Below are 15,713 nucleotides of genomic sequence, written 5' to 3'. Positions count from 1 at the left end.
CAGCATGCGCCACCACGACCAGATCAACGACGAGCACCCCGACGTGGTGAAGTCCGACCCCGTACCCGTACCGCCGCCCGACCGTGACCCGGACGGACCCGACGGGCTCGACTCCGACCGCACCGATGCCGACGCGACCGCCGGGCCGGACCGGGGCTCCTTCGACCACGACCCGGTGCTGGCCGACGGCACGGACGCCCACCGGGCCGACGGCACGGACGGCGACCGGACCGACGACGCGGACGGCGACCGGACCGACACGGTGACTGGGCCGGACGACACGCTCACCGACCGCGGCTCCTTCGACGACCCGGTGCTGTCCGACGGCACCGACGCCGACCGCACCGACGAGGACCGGGCCGACGCCGACCTGGCCGACGAGAACCGGGCCGATGCCGACCTGGCCGACGAGGACCGGGCCGATACCGACCTGGCCGACGAGGACCGGGCCGACGAGGACCGGTTCGGCGCGGACCGGACCGACACGAACCCCGGGGCGCACCTCGACGACCGGCTCGACGAGGCCCGGGACAACGACCCGCTCGACGACGACCCGGTACCGGGCGACCGGACCGCGGAGACCGCCGTCGACGCGCCCCTGGACGGCCCCGCCGCGACCGACGAGCAGGACCGGGACGGCTGGGACCGCGGCGAGCAGGACCCGGACCGGACGGTGTTCGCCGACCCGGCGCCGCAGCCCACGGCCTTTGGCGCCGGTACGCCCGGCGGCGCGGTGGCCGCGTCCGCGATGGCCGGCGAGGGTCGGCCCACCGAGCACGACGTGGACGAGGTCGACGCCGACCGGACCGCCGACGGCGCGCTGGCCGGCGACGGTCTGGCGGTCGACCCGGCAGACCGGGATGGCGACGGCGTCCCCGACCGCGCCGAGACCACGGGCCGGTACGACGACGGCCTGACCGACGACGGCCTGACCGACGACAGCCTGACCGGCGACGGCCTGACCGGCGACGGCCTGACCGACGAGGACCGCGGTTTCGCCGACCGGGGTGGCGACGACCGGGAGGACTGGCTCGGCCCCACGGGCACCGGGACCGGCGAGCCGGTCGACACCGCCGACACCACCGGGTCGGACGGCGCCGGCCTGGGCGCCGCCGGGCTGGCCGGCGCGGCGGCGGGGGCGGCCGGCGCGGGCGCGCTGGCGGCCGGTCGGCACGAGGCCGGCGAGCCGGACGCGGCGGACCGGGTGGCTTCGACGCCCGCCGGCGGGGTGGGTACGGACAGCGGGCTGCTGCCCGGCGCCGTGCCGACCGAGCCGGTGACCGCGCTCTTCGGCGCGGACCGGGCCACCGACTTCCGCAACCGCTGGCGCGACGTTCAGCTGCGGTTCGTCGATGACCCGAAGTCGGCCGTGGGCGACGCGCAGGGCCTGGTCGAGGAGGCCATCGAGGCGCTGGCCGCCGCGCTGGCCAGCCAGAAGGACGAGCTGAGCAGCTGGCGGCAGGGCGACTCGCACGACACCGAGCAGTTGCGGGTGCTGGTCCGCCGGTACCGGGACTTCCTGGACCGGGTGGTCGACCTCTGAGAATATGCGCCGGGAAAGGGCCCCGGTGTCCGCTTCGGTGGACGCCGGGGCCCGTTTTGTCCCCCCGTACCCGGGAGTGAAGTTCTCACCACCGGGGTAGTAGCCGGCACGCGGTTTCAAGCGATCTACCAAGATGGATTGAAGGTGACGGCGTGGATGGCGGCGGCCTGAGACTCGACATGAATGTGCTGGACTACGTCCTGCTGGCGCTCTACTTCGTCACCGTCCTGGGTGTCGGGTTCGCGGCGCGCCGGGCGATCCGCAGCAGCGTGGACTTCTTCCTGTCCGGTCGTTCCCTGCCCGCCTGGGTGACCGGTCTCGCCTTCGTCTCGGCCAACCTCGGGGCGCTGGAGATCATCGGCATGGCCGCCAACGGCGCCCAGTACGGCGTCATGACCGTGCACTACTACTGGATCGGCGCCGTGCCGGCCATGGTGTTCCTGGGCATCGTGATGATGCCGTTCTACTACGGCTCCAAGGTACGCAGCGTCCCGGAGTACCTGCGGTTGCGCTTCAACAAGCCGACCCACCTGCTCAACGCCATCACCTTCGCCGTGGCCCAGGTCCTCATCGCCGGAGTGAACCTGTACGCGCTGGCGCTGATCATGCAGGCGCTGCTCGGCTGGCCGCTCTGGGTGGCCATCATCGTGGGCGCGGCCATCGTGCTCGGGTACATCCTGCTCGGCGGCCTGTCCGGGGCCATCTACAACGAGGTGCTGCAGTTCTTCGTGATCCTGGCCGGCCTCATCCCGATCACCGTGATCGGCCTGGTGAAGGTGGGCGGGGTCAACGGCCTGATCGACAAGGTCCGGGACAGCAAGCTCGGCGAGGCCGGCCTGCACGCCTGGGCCGACACGGGTGGTACGAACAACCCGCTCGGCGCCCAGTGGTGGGGCATCGTCTTCGGCCTCGGCTTCGTGCTCTCGTTCGGCTACTGGACCACGAACTTCGCCGAGGTGCAGCGCGCGCTGTCGGCCCGGAACATGAGCGCCGCGCGGCGTACCCCGATCATCGGCGCGTACCCGAAGCTGCTGATCCCGCTGGTGACGGTGATCCCCGGCCTGGTCGCGCTGGTCACCGTCAAGGGCCTGGGCGCCGACAAGGGCGACCTGGTCTACAACAACGCCATCCCGCTGCTGATGCGGGACCTGCTGCCCAACGGGGTGCTGGGGATCGCGGTCACCGGCCTGGTGGCCTCGTTCATGGCCGGCATGGCGGCCAACGTGAGCGGCTTCAACACCGTGGTCAGCTACGACATCGTGCAGGCGTACCTGCGCAAGGACCGCTCCGACGACTACTACCTCAAGGTGGGCCGGGTCGCCACCATCGTCGGCGTGGTGATCGGCATCGGCACGGCGTTCATCGCGGCCGGGTTCAGCAACATCATGAACTACATCCAGGCCCTGTTCTCGCTGTTCAACGCGCCGCTGTTCGGCACGTTCATCGTCGGCATGTTCTGGAAGCGAATGACCGCCTGGGCCGGCTTCTGGTCGCTGCTGGTCGGCACGCTGGGCGCGCTGGCCACGTACCTGCTCTACAAGGGCGGCGCCATTCACTTCAACTCCGACCTGGAGGAAAGCTTCTGGGGCGCGGGCATCGCGTTCGTCCTGGTGCTCATCGTGGCCGCGATCGTCACCCCGATGACCAGCCCCAAGCCGGAGAGCGACCTGCGCGGCCTGGTGTCCGGGCTGGGCGGCGTGGACCTGCACGGCGACACGCTGGTCGGCGACCGGGTCTGGTACCGCAACCCGGTGCTGCTGGGCACGATCGCCGTGGTCCTGGCCCTGCTCTTCTACATCCCGGTCTTCTAGGAGGTCACGCGTCATGGACGACAACACCGAACGTGCTTCCGGCGCCGCGGGGGGCCCGGACGACGCGCTGGTCGAGGAGACCGAGCAGGAGGAGAAGCGGTCGGCCGCCGCGCGCCTGTTCGACGTCCGCCGAGTGATCGGTGGGCTGTTCACGCTGTACGGGCTGATCGTCACCCTGATGGGCCTGTTCGACAGCAAGGCCGAGATCGACAAGGCACAGGGCGTACACATCAACCTGTGGGCCGGCCTGATCATGCTGGCCTTCGGCCTGTTCATGCTCGGATGGGCGATGCTGCGCCCCACGGACGCGCCGGAGCCGCACGACGGCGATTGACCCGGCGCCTGCCGGGGTAGCCAGATGGAGAGAAGGAAGGGCCCCTTCTTATCGTTTTCGGTATAGGAAGGGGCCCTTCTTAACATCTCGGACGGAGGGCGACAGAGATGACCGATCGGGAGCGCATCCGGCCGGTGGAGGACGACCCCACGGTGGCCGCGGCCGTCGACGACGACACGACGGTGCCGCAGTTCGCCGAGCGCGGGGCGCCGGACGCCGACACGCCGGTCTTCCAGGAACCCGGCCAGCCGGCCGCCGACTTCCCGCCCACCGAGGACCTGCTCGGTGACCCGTACGGCGCCGGCTCGAACAACGCGGCCGATTACCGCACCGGGGCCGAACAGCCGTGGGAGGCCGAGGACCTGGCCAAGGCGGAGGGCCGGGACCCGACGCCGGAGAACGTGGCGCGGGCGCAGCGCGAACTGGACGAGGACGGCCCGGCCGCCGTCGAGCGCACGGTGCCGTAGCCGGGTGACAGACGAAGGGGGCGCGACCGCTGGTGCGGTCGCGCCCCCTTGTGTTCGCCGGGCGCCGCGCCGGAGGATTGGCGCCCGGCGAACCGGATGGCTCAGGAGAGCGGCGGGTACGCGTTCTGCATGAGCTGCTGGAACTGCGCCGGGAACCAGGCGCCCGAGATGGGCGCGTTGGCCATGGCCCCGGTCAGGTTGTTGCCGTTGCGGGCGTTACCGGTGTAGGTCGGGTCGCACATCCGGTCGAAGCCCTTGCCCTCGTCGTTCGGGATGAGGCTGCTCGAGCCGTCCGACTCACCCGGCGGCTTGATCCAGACGTACGCGTCGATGCCCGGCTGGGGCGCGGCCGTGGGCCGCTCGCCGAGGCCGGCGCCGACCTGGTTGCACCAGTTGCCGGCGTGGATCCGGCGATCGATACGGCCACCGTCCACGTAGGCGTCCACGCTCGTGGTCGGGCCGGGGCCCTTGGGCCGGGCCGTGCCGCCCCAGCCGTTGCGCGAGGTGTCGATCAGCATGCCGATGTTCGAGTTGAAGCCGATCGAGACGAGCTTCTGCCGGAACGCCTGGGCGAAGGACAGCTCGTCGACGTACTGGTTCCAGTCGATCCACTTGGACTGCCGAACGCTGGTCCCGTTCACCGTGTCGGTGATCTTGACGTACGGCTCCTGCAGCGCCGAGTAGTTCGCCGTGTTCGTGATGAAACCGGTGACGTTGTTGACCGTGCTGCCGGAGGCCGTGGCCGCCGTCTTCAGCATGTCGGCGACCGGGCCGAAGTTGCTGTCCCAGCCGATCCAGCCGTGGTGCGCGGCGTCGATGTAGTTGTAGACGTTGCTGATCGGGCCGAGCTTGGACAGGGCGTAGCCGATACCGTTGATGTACGCGCCGTTGGCCTTGACCGTGTCGCACATCGCGGTGCCACCCGCGTTGCCCGAGGTGTTGGTCACCAGGTTGGGGACCGAGTCGATCTCGATGATGTTGACGATGCGGATGTTCTTGTACTTCGCGTCGCCCTGGATCGCCGCGATCGGGTCGATGTACTCGGACTTGTACCGGGGCAGGTCGTCCGGACCCAGCTCGCCGTTGGAGGCGAGCGCCGAGCAGTCCCGGCCGGGCAGGTCGTAGATGACGAACTGGATGTAGCCGGCGCCCTGGGCCAGTGCCGCGTCGAGGTGGTCACGCATTCCCATGGAGCCGTTGGAGCTGCTGCCCGTCGAGCCGGCGATGGCCGCGATCCGGTCCATCCACACCGCGGTCGGGTTGTTGGAGACCCGGTTGCCGCCGGAGACCGACTCCGCGTGCGCCTTCCACTCCGGGTTCACGTAGCCCTTGACGCCCACGTACGGGTTGTCCACCTTCGGACCGCCGGTCGGGCCACCCGTGGGACCGCCCGTGGGGCCGCCGGTCGGGCCACCCGTGGGACCACCCGTCGGGCCGCCCGTGGGGCCGCCGGTCGGGCCGCCCGTGGGGCCGCCGGTCGGGCCACCCGTGGGACCGCCGGTCGGGCCGCCGGTGCCACCGGTGCAGGTGACGCCGTTGAGCGAGAACGAGGTCGGCTTCGGGTTGCTGCCGCTCCAGGCGCCGTTGAAGCCGATCGTGGTCGACGCCCCGGTGCCGAGCGAGCCGTTGTACGACAGGCTCGCCGCCGTCACCTGCTGCCCGCTCTGGGTGTACGTGGCCGACCAGCCGTTCTGCACCTTCTGGCTGGAATTCGGGAAGGTCCACTTGAGGTTCCAGCTGCTCAGCGCGTCGCCGAGGTTCTTGATCGTGATGTTGGCGGTGAACCCGCCCGGCCAGTCACTGGTGGTGTATTGAACGTCGCAGCCGGTCGCTGCCTGCGCCATGGTGGCCGGTAGGGCCACCATGCCGCCGGCGACCAGCGCGCCGACGCTCGCCAGCACGGCGCCCTTGCGCCGGCCGGTGAGCCTGTTCCAAGCGTTCATTTCCACGGATCTCCTTGGGCCAGCCCGGGCCGAGGCCCGGCACGGCGTCCGGTCCGCGGGATCGGGCCACGGGGACGCCACGAGGGGATGTGTCTCGCCCGACCCGGACGGGCGTGATGTGGGCGCGCATGGCGCCCGGGGCCCGAACCCGCCACCTACCGTGTGCTACGGCTGCCCTCGGCGTGGGTCCTGCCCGCCCCCGGGAAAGCGCGGGGACTGGTGGAATTCTTGCATGGGAGCGCTTCCATGACAACGACGCACGCCGATTTTATCCGCCACCCGCCGTACGCGGGAAGGACGAAGTCCGGGCCCGCGCTCGCGGACCCGGACTCCGGATGGAACCCGGCGGCCGCCTGACGGCGGCCACCGGTCGTGCCTTCGATCACCTGCCCCAGACGTCCCGGACGATGTCCGCGGCCTGCTGCTCCCATTGCGCGTACGCGTACGGGAAGGCCGACACCTGCACCCGCTGCGCGGCGTCGGTCAGCGGCAGATCCTGCCAGTCGGGCACGTTCCGCAGGCCGTTGTAGAACGCGGTCGCGGCGTAGCGCGGGTCGGTCACCTGATCCGGGCTGCCCCAACCGGCCGACGGGCGCTGCTGGAACAGGCCCAGCGAGTCGTGGTCGTTGGCGTAACCGAGATGCCCGAGGTTGTCCAGCTTGGACTCCTGCAGCGAGGTGGCCACCGCGATCACGGCCGCCCGGTCCGGCAGGCCCAGCTGGCGCGCGGTCCGGACGATGGTCCGGGCGTTCTCGGTCTGCGCCGGGGTCAGCGAGATGTACGACTGCGGGCCCTGGGTGCCGAACGGAACCAGGGTCTGCATCGACGGTACGGCGGCGGGCTGGCCGGCCTTGCCGGCGCCGGTCCTGCCGGCGGCGGTCCCGTCGGTGGCCGACTTCTCCGCGGCCGGCTTGCCGGCGCCGGCCCCGCCGCCCGCGCCGGCCACGCCGCCCGCGCTGGCCACGCCGGCGTCGCCGGCCGGCGACGACGAGCCGGTGCCGGGCGCCGCGGTGGCCGTCGCCGAATCGGCCACAGCGGCCGGGCGTACCGGAGTGGAGCCGGCGGTCTGCGCGTCGACGACCGGGTGCCCGGCCAGGGCCGCCGCGGCGGTGAGGCCGGTGGCCACCAGGATGGCTCGGTTCGGCACCGGGTACCGCGCGATCGCCCGCGCCGGCCGGACGGCCGCCACGGCTGCCGGGCGGAAGGCCATGGCGGCCGTTCGCGGCAGCGGCTCCGAGCGGACGGCCGCCGACATCCGCAGGGCCGGCGGCCGCACCCGCCCGGAGGCGGATCGGACGAGCCGAGCAGGGGTATGCGCGATGGCCGGAAGCCATCGGCGGAAGGGGGCCTTCACGATGGGGTCCTTTCGGTCGGGGGGCATACGCCTCGGTCCAACCGACCGGCCTTATCCGACATTCCAGATCTGTCGGGCGACCGTCCCCTCCTCGGCGGCCGTCGGCGAGCAGACCCCCGCGGCCGCTCGCCGTCGCCGCCTCGGCCCGCGCCCGTCGGCCGCGCGCCGGCTCCTCCCCCATCAGGCCGATGCGTCCGGTCTGAGCCAGCGATCAGCCTGTCCGGTCTCCCTGGGCCGCCCTGACCGCAGCCGTCCGAACCATTCGGATCGCGCCGCCTGATGCGCCCGCGGGTTGAGCGACCCGTGGGGCTGCCGAGGTTGCCCCGGTCACTACCACAACCGTCAGAAACGACGCGCCGGCGCTCGGCTGTCCCCGGCCGGTGACGTTTCACTCGCGATCGCCTGACCAGCTAGTCCATTCCGCATAGGGCGGTCGGCGTCGATCTGCCCGCCAGATCGGTCGATACCTCGCGGCTCACGGTGTGCGGGTGGTTAGCGAAACTAATTGGCGAATCAGGCCAAACGGCGCCAGCGTGGCCGGCCTTGGTCACCGTTCCGGCGGTCGCCGGAGCACCGGCAGCCCAGGGAAGGTGAGTCAGGTCACGTCAAAGACGTGACCCGGCAGAATGCCCGCCAGCGCGGGGCGGGGCCGGCACGGAAACCCGTACCGGCCACCGGCATGGGCGCATCCGGACAGGTTGGTGATGTTCGCCGCGGCGAGCGCCGGACGGCACGAGCACGCGCACAGGCCCCACCGGTGCGTCGATCGGACCGGACCGGGCAGGCGGGCCGAGGGGCGGCCTCCAACACCCCGGCGGAGCATCGGGCGCACTCCGGACCGATGGCCCAGGTTGTCGACGTTTTCGCTGCTCAAGCATCTTTCTCGCCCGGTCGGGCAGGCGGTGCGCATACCGCTCGACACGGCGCGATAACACGAGAACGCCTCCGAAAGGAGGTAAAAAGATGAAGACCCATAAAACCGATAAAACCTCGCAAACTAGGTACCGTCGGTCGTGGCTCGGCTCCCGCCGGGCCGAAGGAGAACAGCGGAAGGAAGTGACGAGGAGTCATGGCGAAGAAGTTCCTCGGCAGGGTCGTCGCCGGCGCCGCGCTCGGCGGGGCCGCGCTGCTGGTCGGTGCTCCCGGCATCGCGCTCGCCGACGGGGGCCCGCACGGCCCCGGCGGCGACATGGACCGGTCCGGCAAGGTCTTCACCAACCCGCGCGTGGTCGAGCCGGGCCAGACCGTCGACATCGGCCAGCTGTGCACCAGGGCCGTACACGACCCGCACGCCTGGTCCGAGGTCACCGGCAAGGTCTCGCTGCACGAAGTGCCGTACGACCCGAAGAAGGAAGCCGAAGCCAACGCCTACGAGGACCAGTACGGCGGTCAGGACGCCGACCAGAACGAGGGCGGACGCCCCGGCGGCCCCACGGGCCCCGGTGGCCCCACGGGCCCGGGTGGCCCCGGTGCCCCCGGTGGTCCGGGCGCACCGTCGGGCCGTCCCTCGGGTGCCCCCTCGGGCATCCCGACGGGCATTCCCACCGGCGCGCCCACGGGCGTGCCGGGCAGCCCGGGCGCCGGCTTCCCCGGCGGTCACGGGGGCGGCATGCTGGCCGACGACGACCACGGCAAGAAGGACGACCACGGCAAGAAGGACGACTCCAGCTGGGACGAGCACGGCAAGAAGGACGACTCCAGCTGGGGCGACCACGGTTCCGACTCCGACGGCGTCGAGAAGCACGTGTACGTCGGTGAGGCCACGGTCAGCGACGACGCGCACCCGGGCCACTACAAGGTGTACGCCGACTGCGGTGAGACCACGCTGATCGTCGCGCCGGAAGGCTCGGTGGACGGCGGCGACGGCGGCACCACGCTGAACAAGGGTCTCGCCACCGGCGGGGCGGGCGCGCTGGCCGCGGCCGCGATCACCGGGGTGGCCCTGCTGCGCCGGCGTCGGACCGATGGCTCGATCGCCTGATCCGCTGAGCTGGCTGGCCGGCGGCCGTCGCGGGGGACCGCGGCGTGCCGCCGGCTTCGGCCTGCTCTCGCTACTCGTGCTGATGGTCATCGCGGGCGCCGGAATGCTCACGGCCGCCTTCACCGGCGCCTCGGCGCCGCCGCAACCGGCGGTCGGGATCGCCCCCGACGCCTCGACATCGGCGCCCGGATCGGGGCTGCCCCCCGCCGGCGGCCGCCGGTCGGCCCGACCCGGGCCGCCGGCCGTGGCGCTCGGGCCGTCGGTGCCGACCCGGCTGGTCATCCCGCGGATCGGGGTGGACACGGCGCTGCTGCAGCTCGGCGTGAACGCCGACGGCACCATGCAGGTGCCGGACGTCCATCAGCAGCCGAAGACGGCCGGCTGGTACAAGCTCGGCGCGAGCCCCGGCGAGATCGGCAACGCCGTGCTGGTGGGGCACGTGGACAGCAAGGCGGTCGGCCCGGCGGTGTTCTACAACATCGGGTCTCTCAAGCCGGGCGACACCATGACGGTCACCCGCAGCGACCGGAAGGTGGTGACCTTCCGGGTGGACGCCGTCGGCTCGTACCCGAAGACGGCCTTTCCCACCAATCTCGTCTACGCCCCCACGGGCCAGCCCGGGCTGCGGCTCATCACCTGCGGCGGCGAATTCGACCGGGCGAAGCACAGCTACAAGAACAACATCGTCGTGCTGGCCACGGCCGTCTCGGCCCGGTGACCGGCCCGTCGGCCGGTGCCCGGCTCGGGCGCCGCGCTGCCCGGCCGCCGGTTAGGAAGGGCCCCCTCCTATACAAAAAGCGATAAGAGGGGGCCCTTCCTTGCGCTTCCGCCGTCAGCTGGCCGAGGACGTCCGGACCAGGGTGCGGATCTGCCGCAGCAGCACCGACAGCGCGGCCAGGTCGGCCCGCGACTCGTCGAAGTCGCCCATGGCCTTGCGGGCCCGGCCTATCGACACCCGGTTCGACTGTTCCCAGGCGTGTACCCGCTCCTCGGCGCTCACCGTGGTCGGCGTCGAGCCGAGCACCTCGGCGGTCAGCGCCGCGAGCGCCGCGTACAGGTCGTACCGCAGCGCCATCCGGGCCAGCGTCTGCCACCGGTCCTCGCGCGGCAGCAGGGAGATCTTCGACAGCAGCGAATCCACCCGGAACCGGTCGGAGAGCACGAAGTAGACCGAGGCGACCTCCTCGACGTCCCGCCCGGTCGTCGCCGCCGTCTCCACCACGTCGAGCAGCCCGAAGCTGTACATCAGCCGGGTGACCTGCTCGGCCAGCTCGTGCGGCAGACCCAGGCCGGCCAGCCGCTCGACGTACCCGGTCAGCGCCTCCCGCTCGCTGCCGAAGAAGAGATGGTCCAGCTGCGGCAGCAACCGCGCCACCCCGTCGCGCAGCCGCGCGGTCTCCCCCGGCACATCCAGCGGCGAGCGCCGGTTGGTGACGAGCCAGCGGACGGCCCGGTCCAGCAGCCGCCGGGTGTCCAGGTAGACCGCCGTCTGGATGTCGGTCGAGATCCGGTTGTCCAGCGCCTCGATCTCGTCCCAGATCCGATCCAGCCCGAAGACGTCGCGGACCACCACGTACGCCCGGATCACGTCGGCGGGCGTCGCCGCCGTCTCCTCGCAGACGCGGTAGATGAACGAGATGCCACCCCGGTTGATGGTCTCGTTGACCAGGGCCGTGGTGACGATCTCGCGGCGCAGCCGGTGCCCGGCCATCAGCCCGGCGTACCGCTCGCGCAGCGGGGTCGGGAAGTAGTTGGCCAGCACCCCGGCCGTCCACTCCTCGTCCGCGATCCCGTCGCCGAGAATCTCCCGCTCCAGGCTGATCTTCACGTACGACAACAGCACCGCGAACTCGGGCGGGGTGAGCCCGCTGTCGGTCCGGACGGCCAGCTCGTCGTCCGGCGGCAGCGCCTCCAGCGCGCGGTTGAGCTGCCCCGACCGCTCCAGGTCGCCGATCATGCGCCGGTGCACCGGCAGCAGCGACGCGGCCTGGGCCTGGGCCATCCCCAGCGCCCGGGCCTGGTCGTAGTTGTCCCGCAGCACCAGCTCGGCGACCTCGTCGGTCATCTGCGCCAGCAGCTCGTCCCGCTGCGGCAGCGTCAGCTCCCCCTCGGCCAGCGCGTCGTGCAGCAGGATCTTGATGTTGACCTCGTGGTCGGAGCAGTCCACCCCGGCCGCGTTGTCGATGAAGTCGGTGTACATCCGCCCGCCGCCGGTCGCGTACTCGATCCGGCCGACCTGGGTGAAGCCCAGGTTGCCGCCCTCGCCGACCACCCTGCACCGCAGGCCCTTGCCGTCCACCCGGATGGCGTCGTTGGACTTGTCCCCCACCTCGGCGTTGGACTGGGTGGACGCCTTGACGTAGGTGCCGATGCCGCCGTTCCAGAACAGGTCGACCGGCGCGGTGAGGATGGCCCGCATCAGCTCCGGCGGCGACATCATCTCGACCTGTCCGTCGAGGTCGAGCGCCGCCCGTACCTCCGGCGAGATCGGGATGGATTTCGCCGTACGCGGGAAGATGCCGCCGCCCGCGGAGATCAGCTCGGGGTTGTAGTCGGCCCACGACGAGCGCGGCGCGTCGAACAGCCGGCGGCGCTCGGCGTACGAGGAGGCCGCGTCCGGGTTGGGGTCCAGGAAGATGTGCCGGTGGTCGAAGGCGGCCACCAGCCGGATGTGCTCGGACAGCAGCATGCCGTTGCCGAACACGTCGCCGGACATGTCGCCGACGCCGACCACGGTGAAGTCCTGGGTCTGGGTGTCGAAGCCCAGCTCGCGGAAGTGCCGCTTGACCGACTCCCAGGCGCCGCGGGCGGTGATGCCCATCTTCTTGTGGTCGTAGCCGGCCGAGCCGCCGGAGGCGAACGCGTCGCCGAGCCAGAAGTCCTTCGAGGTGGAGATCTCGTTGGCGATGTCGGAGAAGCTGGCCGTGCCCTTGTCGGCCGCCACCACCAGGTAGGGGTCGTCGCCGTCGTGCCGCACCACGTCGGTGGGCGGCACGATCCGGCCGCCGGAGATGTTGTCGGTGATGTCCAGCAGGGCCGAGACGAACTCCTTGTAGCAGATCACCGCCTCGTCCCGGTCGCCCGGCTTGCGCTTGAGCACGAAGCCACCCTTGGCGCCCACCGGCACGATCACGGCGTTCTTCACCATCTGCGCCTTGACCAGGCCGAGCACCTCGGTACGGAAGTCCTCCCGCCGGTCGGACCAACGCAGCCCGCCCCGGGCCACCGGCCCGAACCGCAGGTGCACGCCCTCGAACCGGGGCGAGTACACGAAGATTTCGTACTTGGGCCGGGGCTGCGGCAGGTCCGGCACCGCCTGCGGGTCCAGCTTGAAGGCCACGTACGGCTTCGGCCGGCCGTCCGCGCGGCGCTGGTAGATGGTGGTCCGCAGGGTGGCCCGGATGAGCGTCAGGTAGGACCGCAGGATGCGGTCCTGGTCGAGGCTGGCCACGTCGTCGAGCTGCTCGGTGATCCGGCCGACCAGCTCGCGGCTACGCTCGTCCCGCTCGGCGGTGCTGAGCGACTCGGCCGGGGAGAACCGGGTCTCGAAGAGCCGCACCAGCAGCGCGGCCAGCTCCGGGTAGGCGATGAAGGTGGACTCCATGTAGTCCTGCGAGAAGACCGTGCCCGCCTGGCGCAGGTACTTCGCGTACGCCCGCAGCACCACGACCTGGCGCCAGGTCAGTCCGGCCCGCAGCACCAGCTCGTTGAAGCCGTCGACCTCCGCCTCGCCCCGCCAGGCGGCCGAAAAGGCGTTCTCCACGTTCGAGCGCACCTCGGCCAGGTCGCGAGCGCCCTCGGGAAGCTGCAGGCCGAAGTCGTACAGCCAGATCCGGCCGTCGATCCGGTCCACCTCGTACGGGTGCTCGTCCACGACCCGTACGCCGAGCGAGTGCAGCACGGGCAGCACCGCCGAGAGGATCATCGGCTCGCCGTACCGGTAGACCTTGAACCGGACGTCGGTGTCCTCCGGTCGGTCCGCCTGCTGCTTGCGGAACAGGTGCATCTCCAGCTGGCCGGGCTCCTCCAGCAGCTCCAGCTTGGCCAGGTCCTTCATGGCCTCGTACGGGGTGTGCCCGTCCTTGTAGCCCTCCGGGAACGCGTCGGCGTACCGGGCGAACAGGTGCTTGGCCTGCTCGTCGCCCAGCTTGCGTTCCAGCACCAGCCGGTAGTCGTCGTCCCACAGCCGGGTTGCGTCGGCCAACTCCTCGGCCAGCAGGTCGGCGTCCACGTCGCCGGGCGGGCTGGCCGGGTCGGTGCGCACGATGAAGTGCACCCGGGCCAGCATCGACTCGGTGACCCGAGTGGTGTAGTCGACTCCGACGCCGTTCAGCCGACGCAGCAGGATCTCCTGCATCCGCAGCCGGTTCTGGGTGGTGAACCGGTCCCGCGGCAGGTAGACCAGCGCCGAGATGAACCGGCCGTAGCCGTCCCGGCGCAGGAACACCCGCAGCTGCCGGCGACCGGCCATCCGCAGCACGCCGATGACCGCGTGGTAGAGGTCGTCGGTCTTGATCTGGAACAGCTCGTCCCGCGGGTACGTCTCGAGGATCTGCAGCAGGTCCTTGCCGGAGTGGCTGCGCGGGCTCAGACCGGACCGGTCCAGCACCTCCGCCACCTTGCGGCGCACCACCGGCAGCTCGCGCACGCTGGTCCGGTAGGCCGCCGTGGAGAACAGCCCGAGGAAGCGCCGCTCGCCGACCACCTCGCCGGCGTCGTTGAAAATCTTGAAGCCGATGTAGTCGAGGTAGGCGGACCGGTGCACGGTGGCCCGGGAGTTGGCCTTGGTGATGATGAGCAGGCGCTTTTCCAGCACCTTCTCGTGCGCCTCGGGCGTCAGCGAGGAGAGCGACCGGGCGTTCGTCGAGTCCTGCCGCAGGATGCCCAGGCCCGTGCCGAGCATGGCCTCCAGCGCCTTCTCCCCCCGCCCCGCATCCACCAGCCGGTATTCGCGGTAGCCCAGGAACGTGAAGTGCTCGTGGGCCAGCCAGCGCAGCAGCTCCACCGAGTCGGTGATGTCCTTCTCCGGCACCGGCGGCCGGGTGTCCGAGGTGCGCGCCGCGGCCAGGTCGTCGGCGAGCGCGAGGGCCCGCTGGCGCATCTTGGGCCAGTCCTCCACCGCCTCGCGCACGTCGGTGAGCACCCGGGTCAGCTCGCGCCGCAGCCGGTCCCGGTCGGTCGCGTCCCGGACCGGGTCGATCTCGATCCGCATCCAGCTCTCGACGATGTCCCCGGCGATCGCGTCGTCCGGCTCGACGTCGGCGGCCACCTCGGTCAGCCGGCCCAACGGCTCGCGCCGGACCACCACCAGCGGGTGGACCAGCAGGTGCACGTCCAGGTGCTGAGCCGTGAGCAGCGCGGTCACCGAGTCCACCAGGAACGGCATGTCGTCGGTGACGATTTCCACGACGGTGTGCTGCTGTTCCGGAGCGGGCTCGTGGATTCGCAGCTTCAGCTCGCCGGGCACGCGTTGCTGGGCCAGGTCGCGGTGCGCCCGCGCGGCCGTCAGCATCTCCTCCGGGCTGAACCCGATCAGTTCCTCGTCGGGCGCGAACCGCCAGAAGCGGTCCACCAGGGTGGCCGCGTCGTGGTCGTCGCCGGCCAGCGCCACGGCCTGGGCCACCAGGCGCTCGGCGTTCGGCACCGCCTCGTCGAGATCGGAGTCCTCGACGTCGTCGGCGAGGGCGCCGGGCGGAAGGCCCAGGTCGTACAGGGTGTCGACGCTGGCGCCCGCCACCCCGGTAATACCGGCGTCCAGTCGGGAACTTGTGCCAGTGACGATGACCTCGTCGCTGTCGGTCGCCGTGTCGAACCTGTCCTCCGAATCGGTGTCCACCCCTCGGATGTCGGGTCCCGGTTTCGTCGCCGGACGCCGGTCCATGCGTGCCACTCCCCTCGACCCACCGCGATGTGGGTCACTCGCGGCCCAGCCTAAGCCCTGCCCCTTCCCACCCTGGTTGGCGGACCTGGGGGCGGGCGTCCGGTTCCGGACAGGCGTCCGATCACCTGTTGCGCCGCTGAAGGCCATGCGCTGTTTACCCCGGCTGTACCGCTCATCACGCCTCTGCGCGGAGGTGTTGTGAGCCGGACCACCACAATGCGGGTCCACCCCGGCTGGGCCTCCCGTACTACGGTCGACTCGGTCCGCTTCGGTCGGCTCGCCGGCCAACGCCCGAAAGGTCAGGTCATGCGTCTTTCGCACCCGGTCGGTCCCATGCGTCCGGCCCCGCGCCGGCGCGTCGGCGCGGCGCCCGCCGGGTCCGGGTCTTTCCGGCCGGCC

General features: G+C 71.4%; 9 protein-coding genes. 6 read left to right on the top strand and 3 right to left on the bottom strand.

The window, feature by feature from the left end; translation table 11 throughout:
- The first annotated feature begins 4 nt into the window (after window positions 1-4).
- The 4 genes from ACFFHU_RS15790 to ACFFHU_RS15775 all read left to right on the top strand — a co-directional run bounded on the left by ACFFHU_RS15790 (window position 5) and on the right by ACFFHU_RS15775 (window position 4,155).
- Entirely contained in the window at window positions 5-1,543 is a 1,539-nt protein-coding gene (locus tag ACFFHU_RS15790; protein WP_377339509.1) for a hypothetical protein, read from the top strand.
- A 152-nt stretch (window positions 1,544-1,695) separates the two neighbouring features.
- Window positions 1,696-3,354 (top strand): sodium:solute symporter family protein, encoded by a 1,659-nt coding sequence (locus ACFFHU_RS15785; protein WP_377339507.1) that lies wholly within the window; start codon window positions 1,696-1,698, stop codon window positions 3,352-3,354.
- 13 nt (window positions 3,355-3,367) lie between these two features.
- On the top strand, window positions 3,368-3,688 hold the full coding sequence (locus tag ACFFHU_RS15780) for a hypothetical protein (protein WP_377339505.1): 321 nt from the start codon (window positions 3,368-3,370) through the stop codon (window positions 3,686-3,688).
- Between the two features lie 107 nt (window positions 3,689-3,795).
- Window positions 3,796-4,155 carry a hypothetical protein gene (locus ACFFHU_RS15775; protein WP_377339503.1) on the top strand — a complete coding sequence of 120 codons (360 nt, stop codon included), beginning with the start codon at window positions 3,796-3,798 and terminating at the stop codon, window positions 4,153-4,155.
- Between the two features lie 101 nt (window positions 4,156-4,256).
- Here ACFFHU_RS15775 and ACFFHU_RS15770 read toward each other — a convergent pair whose 3' ends face one another.
- Together ACFFHU_RS15770 and ACFFHU_RS15765 are read right to left on the bottom strand one after the other, a co-directional pair.
- Window positions 4,257-6,098: a glycoside hydrolase family 6 protein gene (locus ACFFHU_RS15770; protein ID WP_377339501.1), complete on the bottom strand. Its 1,842-nt coding sequence runs from the start codon at window positions 6,096-6,098 to the stop codon at window positions 4,257-4,259.
- A gap of 382 nt (window positions 6,099-6,480) precedes the next feature.
- Window positions 6,481-7,452, bottom strand: coding sequence for a hypothetical protein (locus tag ACFFHU_RS15765; protein WP_377339500.1), 972 nt, complete (start codon window positions 7,450-7,452; stop codon window positions 6,481-6,483).
- Window positions 7,453-8,521: 1,069 nt separating this feature from the next.
- On the opposite strand from ACFFHU_RS15765, the gene ACFFHU_RS15760 reads away from it, so the two are divergent.
- Together ACFFHU_RS15760 and ACFFHU_RS15755 are read left to right on the top strand one after the other, a co-directional pair.
- Window positions 8,522-9,433 carry a hypothetical protein gene (locus tag ACFFHU_RS15760; RefSeq protein WP_377339498.1) on the top strand — a complete coding sequence of 304 codons (912 nt, stop codon included), beginning with the start codon at window positions 8,522-8,524 and terminating at the stop codon, window positions 9,431-9,433.
- Window positions 9,417-10,151 (top strand): class F sortase, encoded by a 735-nt coding sequence (locus ACFFHU_RS15755; RefSeq protein WP_377339496.1) that lies wholly within the window; start codon window positions 9,417-9,419, stop codon window positions 10,149-10,151. Before ACFFHU_RS15760 ends, ACFFHU_RS15755 begins: the two co-directional genes overlap by 17 nt.
- Window positions 10,152-10,265: 114 nt before the next feature.
- Here ACFFHU_RS15755 and ACFFHU_RS15750 read toward each other — a convergent pair whose 3' ends face one another.
- Window positions 10,266-15,314 carry an NAD-glutamate dehydrogenase gene (locus tag ACFFHU_RS15750; RefSeq protein WP_377339494.1) on the bottom strand — a complete coding sequence of 1,683 codons (5,049 nt, stop codon included), beginning with the start codon at window positions 15,312-15,314 and terminating at the stop codon, window positions 10,266-10,268.
- Window positions 15,315-15,713: the final 399 nt, after the last annotated feature.

It is taken from the genome of Plantactinospora siamensis (assembly GCF_042434095.1).
GTDB lineage: Bacteria > Actinomycetota > Actinomycetes > Mycobacteriales > Micromonosporaceae > KBS50.
The sequence above is the reverse complement of the archived record's forward strand: the minus strand, read 5'-3'. Positions and strand labels throughout refer to the sequence as shown.

Excerpts from the sequence above, each read along its gene's own strand:
- ACFFHU_RS15780 (WP_377339505.1), top strand. The coding sequence starts at position 3,368 with ATGGACGACAACACCGAACGTGCTTCCGGCGCCGCGGGGGGCCCGGAC.
- ACFFHU_RS15775 (WP_377339503.1), top strand. The coding sequence starts at position 3,796 with ATGACCGATCGGGAGCGCATCCGGCCGGTGGAGGACGACCCCACGGTG.
- ACFFHU_RS15755 (WP_377339496.1), top strand. The coding sequence starts at position 9,417 with ATGGCTCGATCGCCTGATCCGCTGAGCTGGCTGGCCGGCGGCCGTCGC.
- ACFFHU_RS15750 (WP_377339494.1), bottom strand. The coding sequence starts at position 15,314 with ATGGACCGGCGTCCGGCGACGAAACCGGGACCCGACATCCGAGGGGTG.
- ACFFHU_RS15790 (WP_377339509.1), top strand. The coding sequence starts at position 5 with ATGCGCCACCACGACCAGATCAACGACGAGCACCCCGACGTGGTGAAG.
- ACFFHU_RS15770 (WP_377339501.1), bottom strand. The coding sequence starts at position 6,098 with ATGAACGCTTGGAACAGGCTCACCGGCCGGCGCAAGGGCGCCGTGCTG.
- ACFFHU_RS15760 (WP_377339498.1), top strand. The coding sequence starts at position 8,522 with ATGGCGAAGAAGTTCCTCGGCAGGGTCGTCGCCGGCGCCGCGCTCGGC.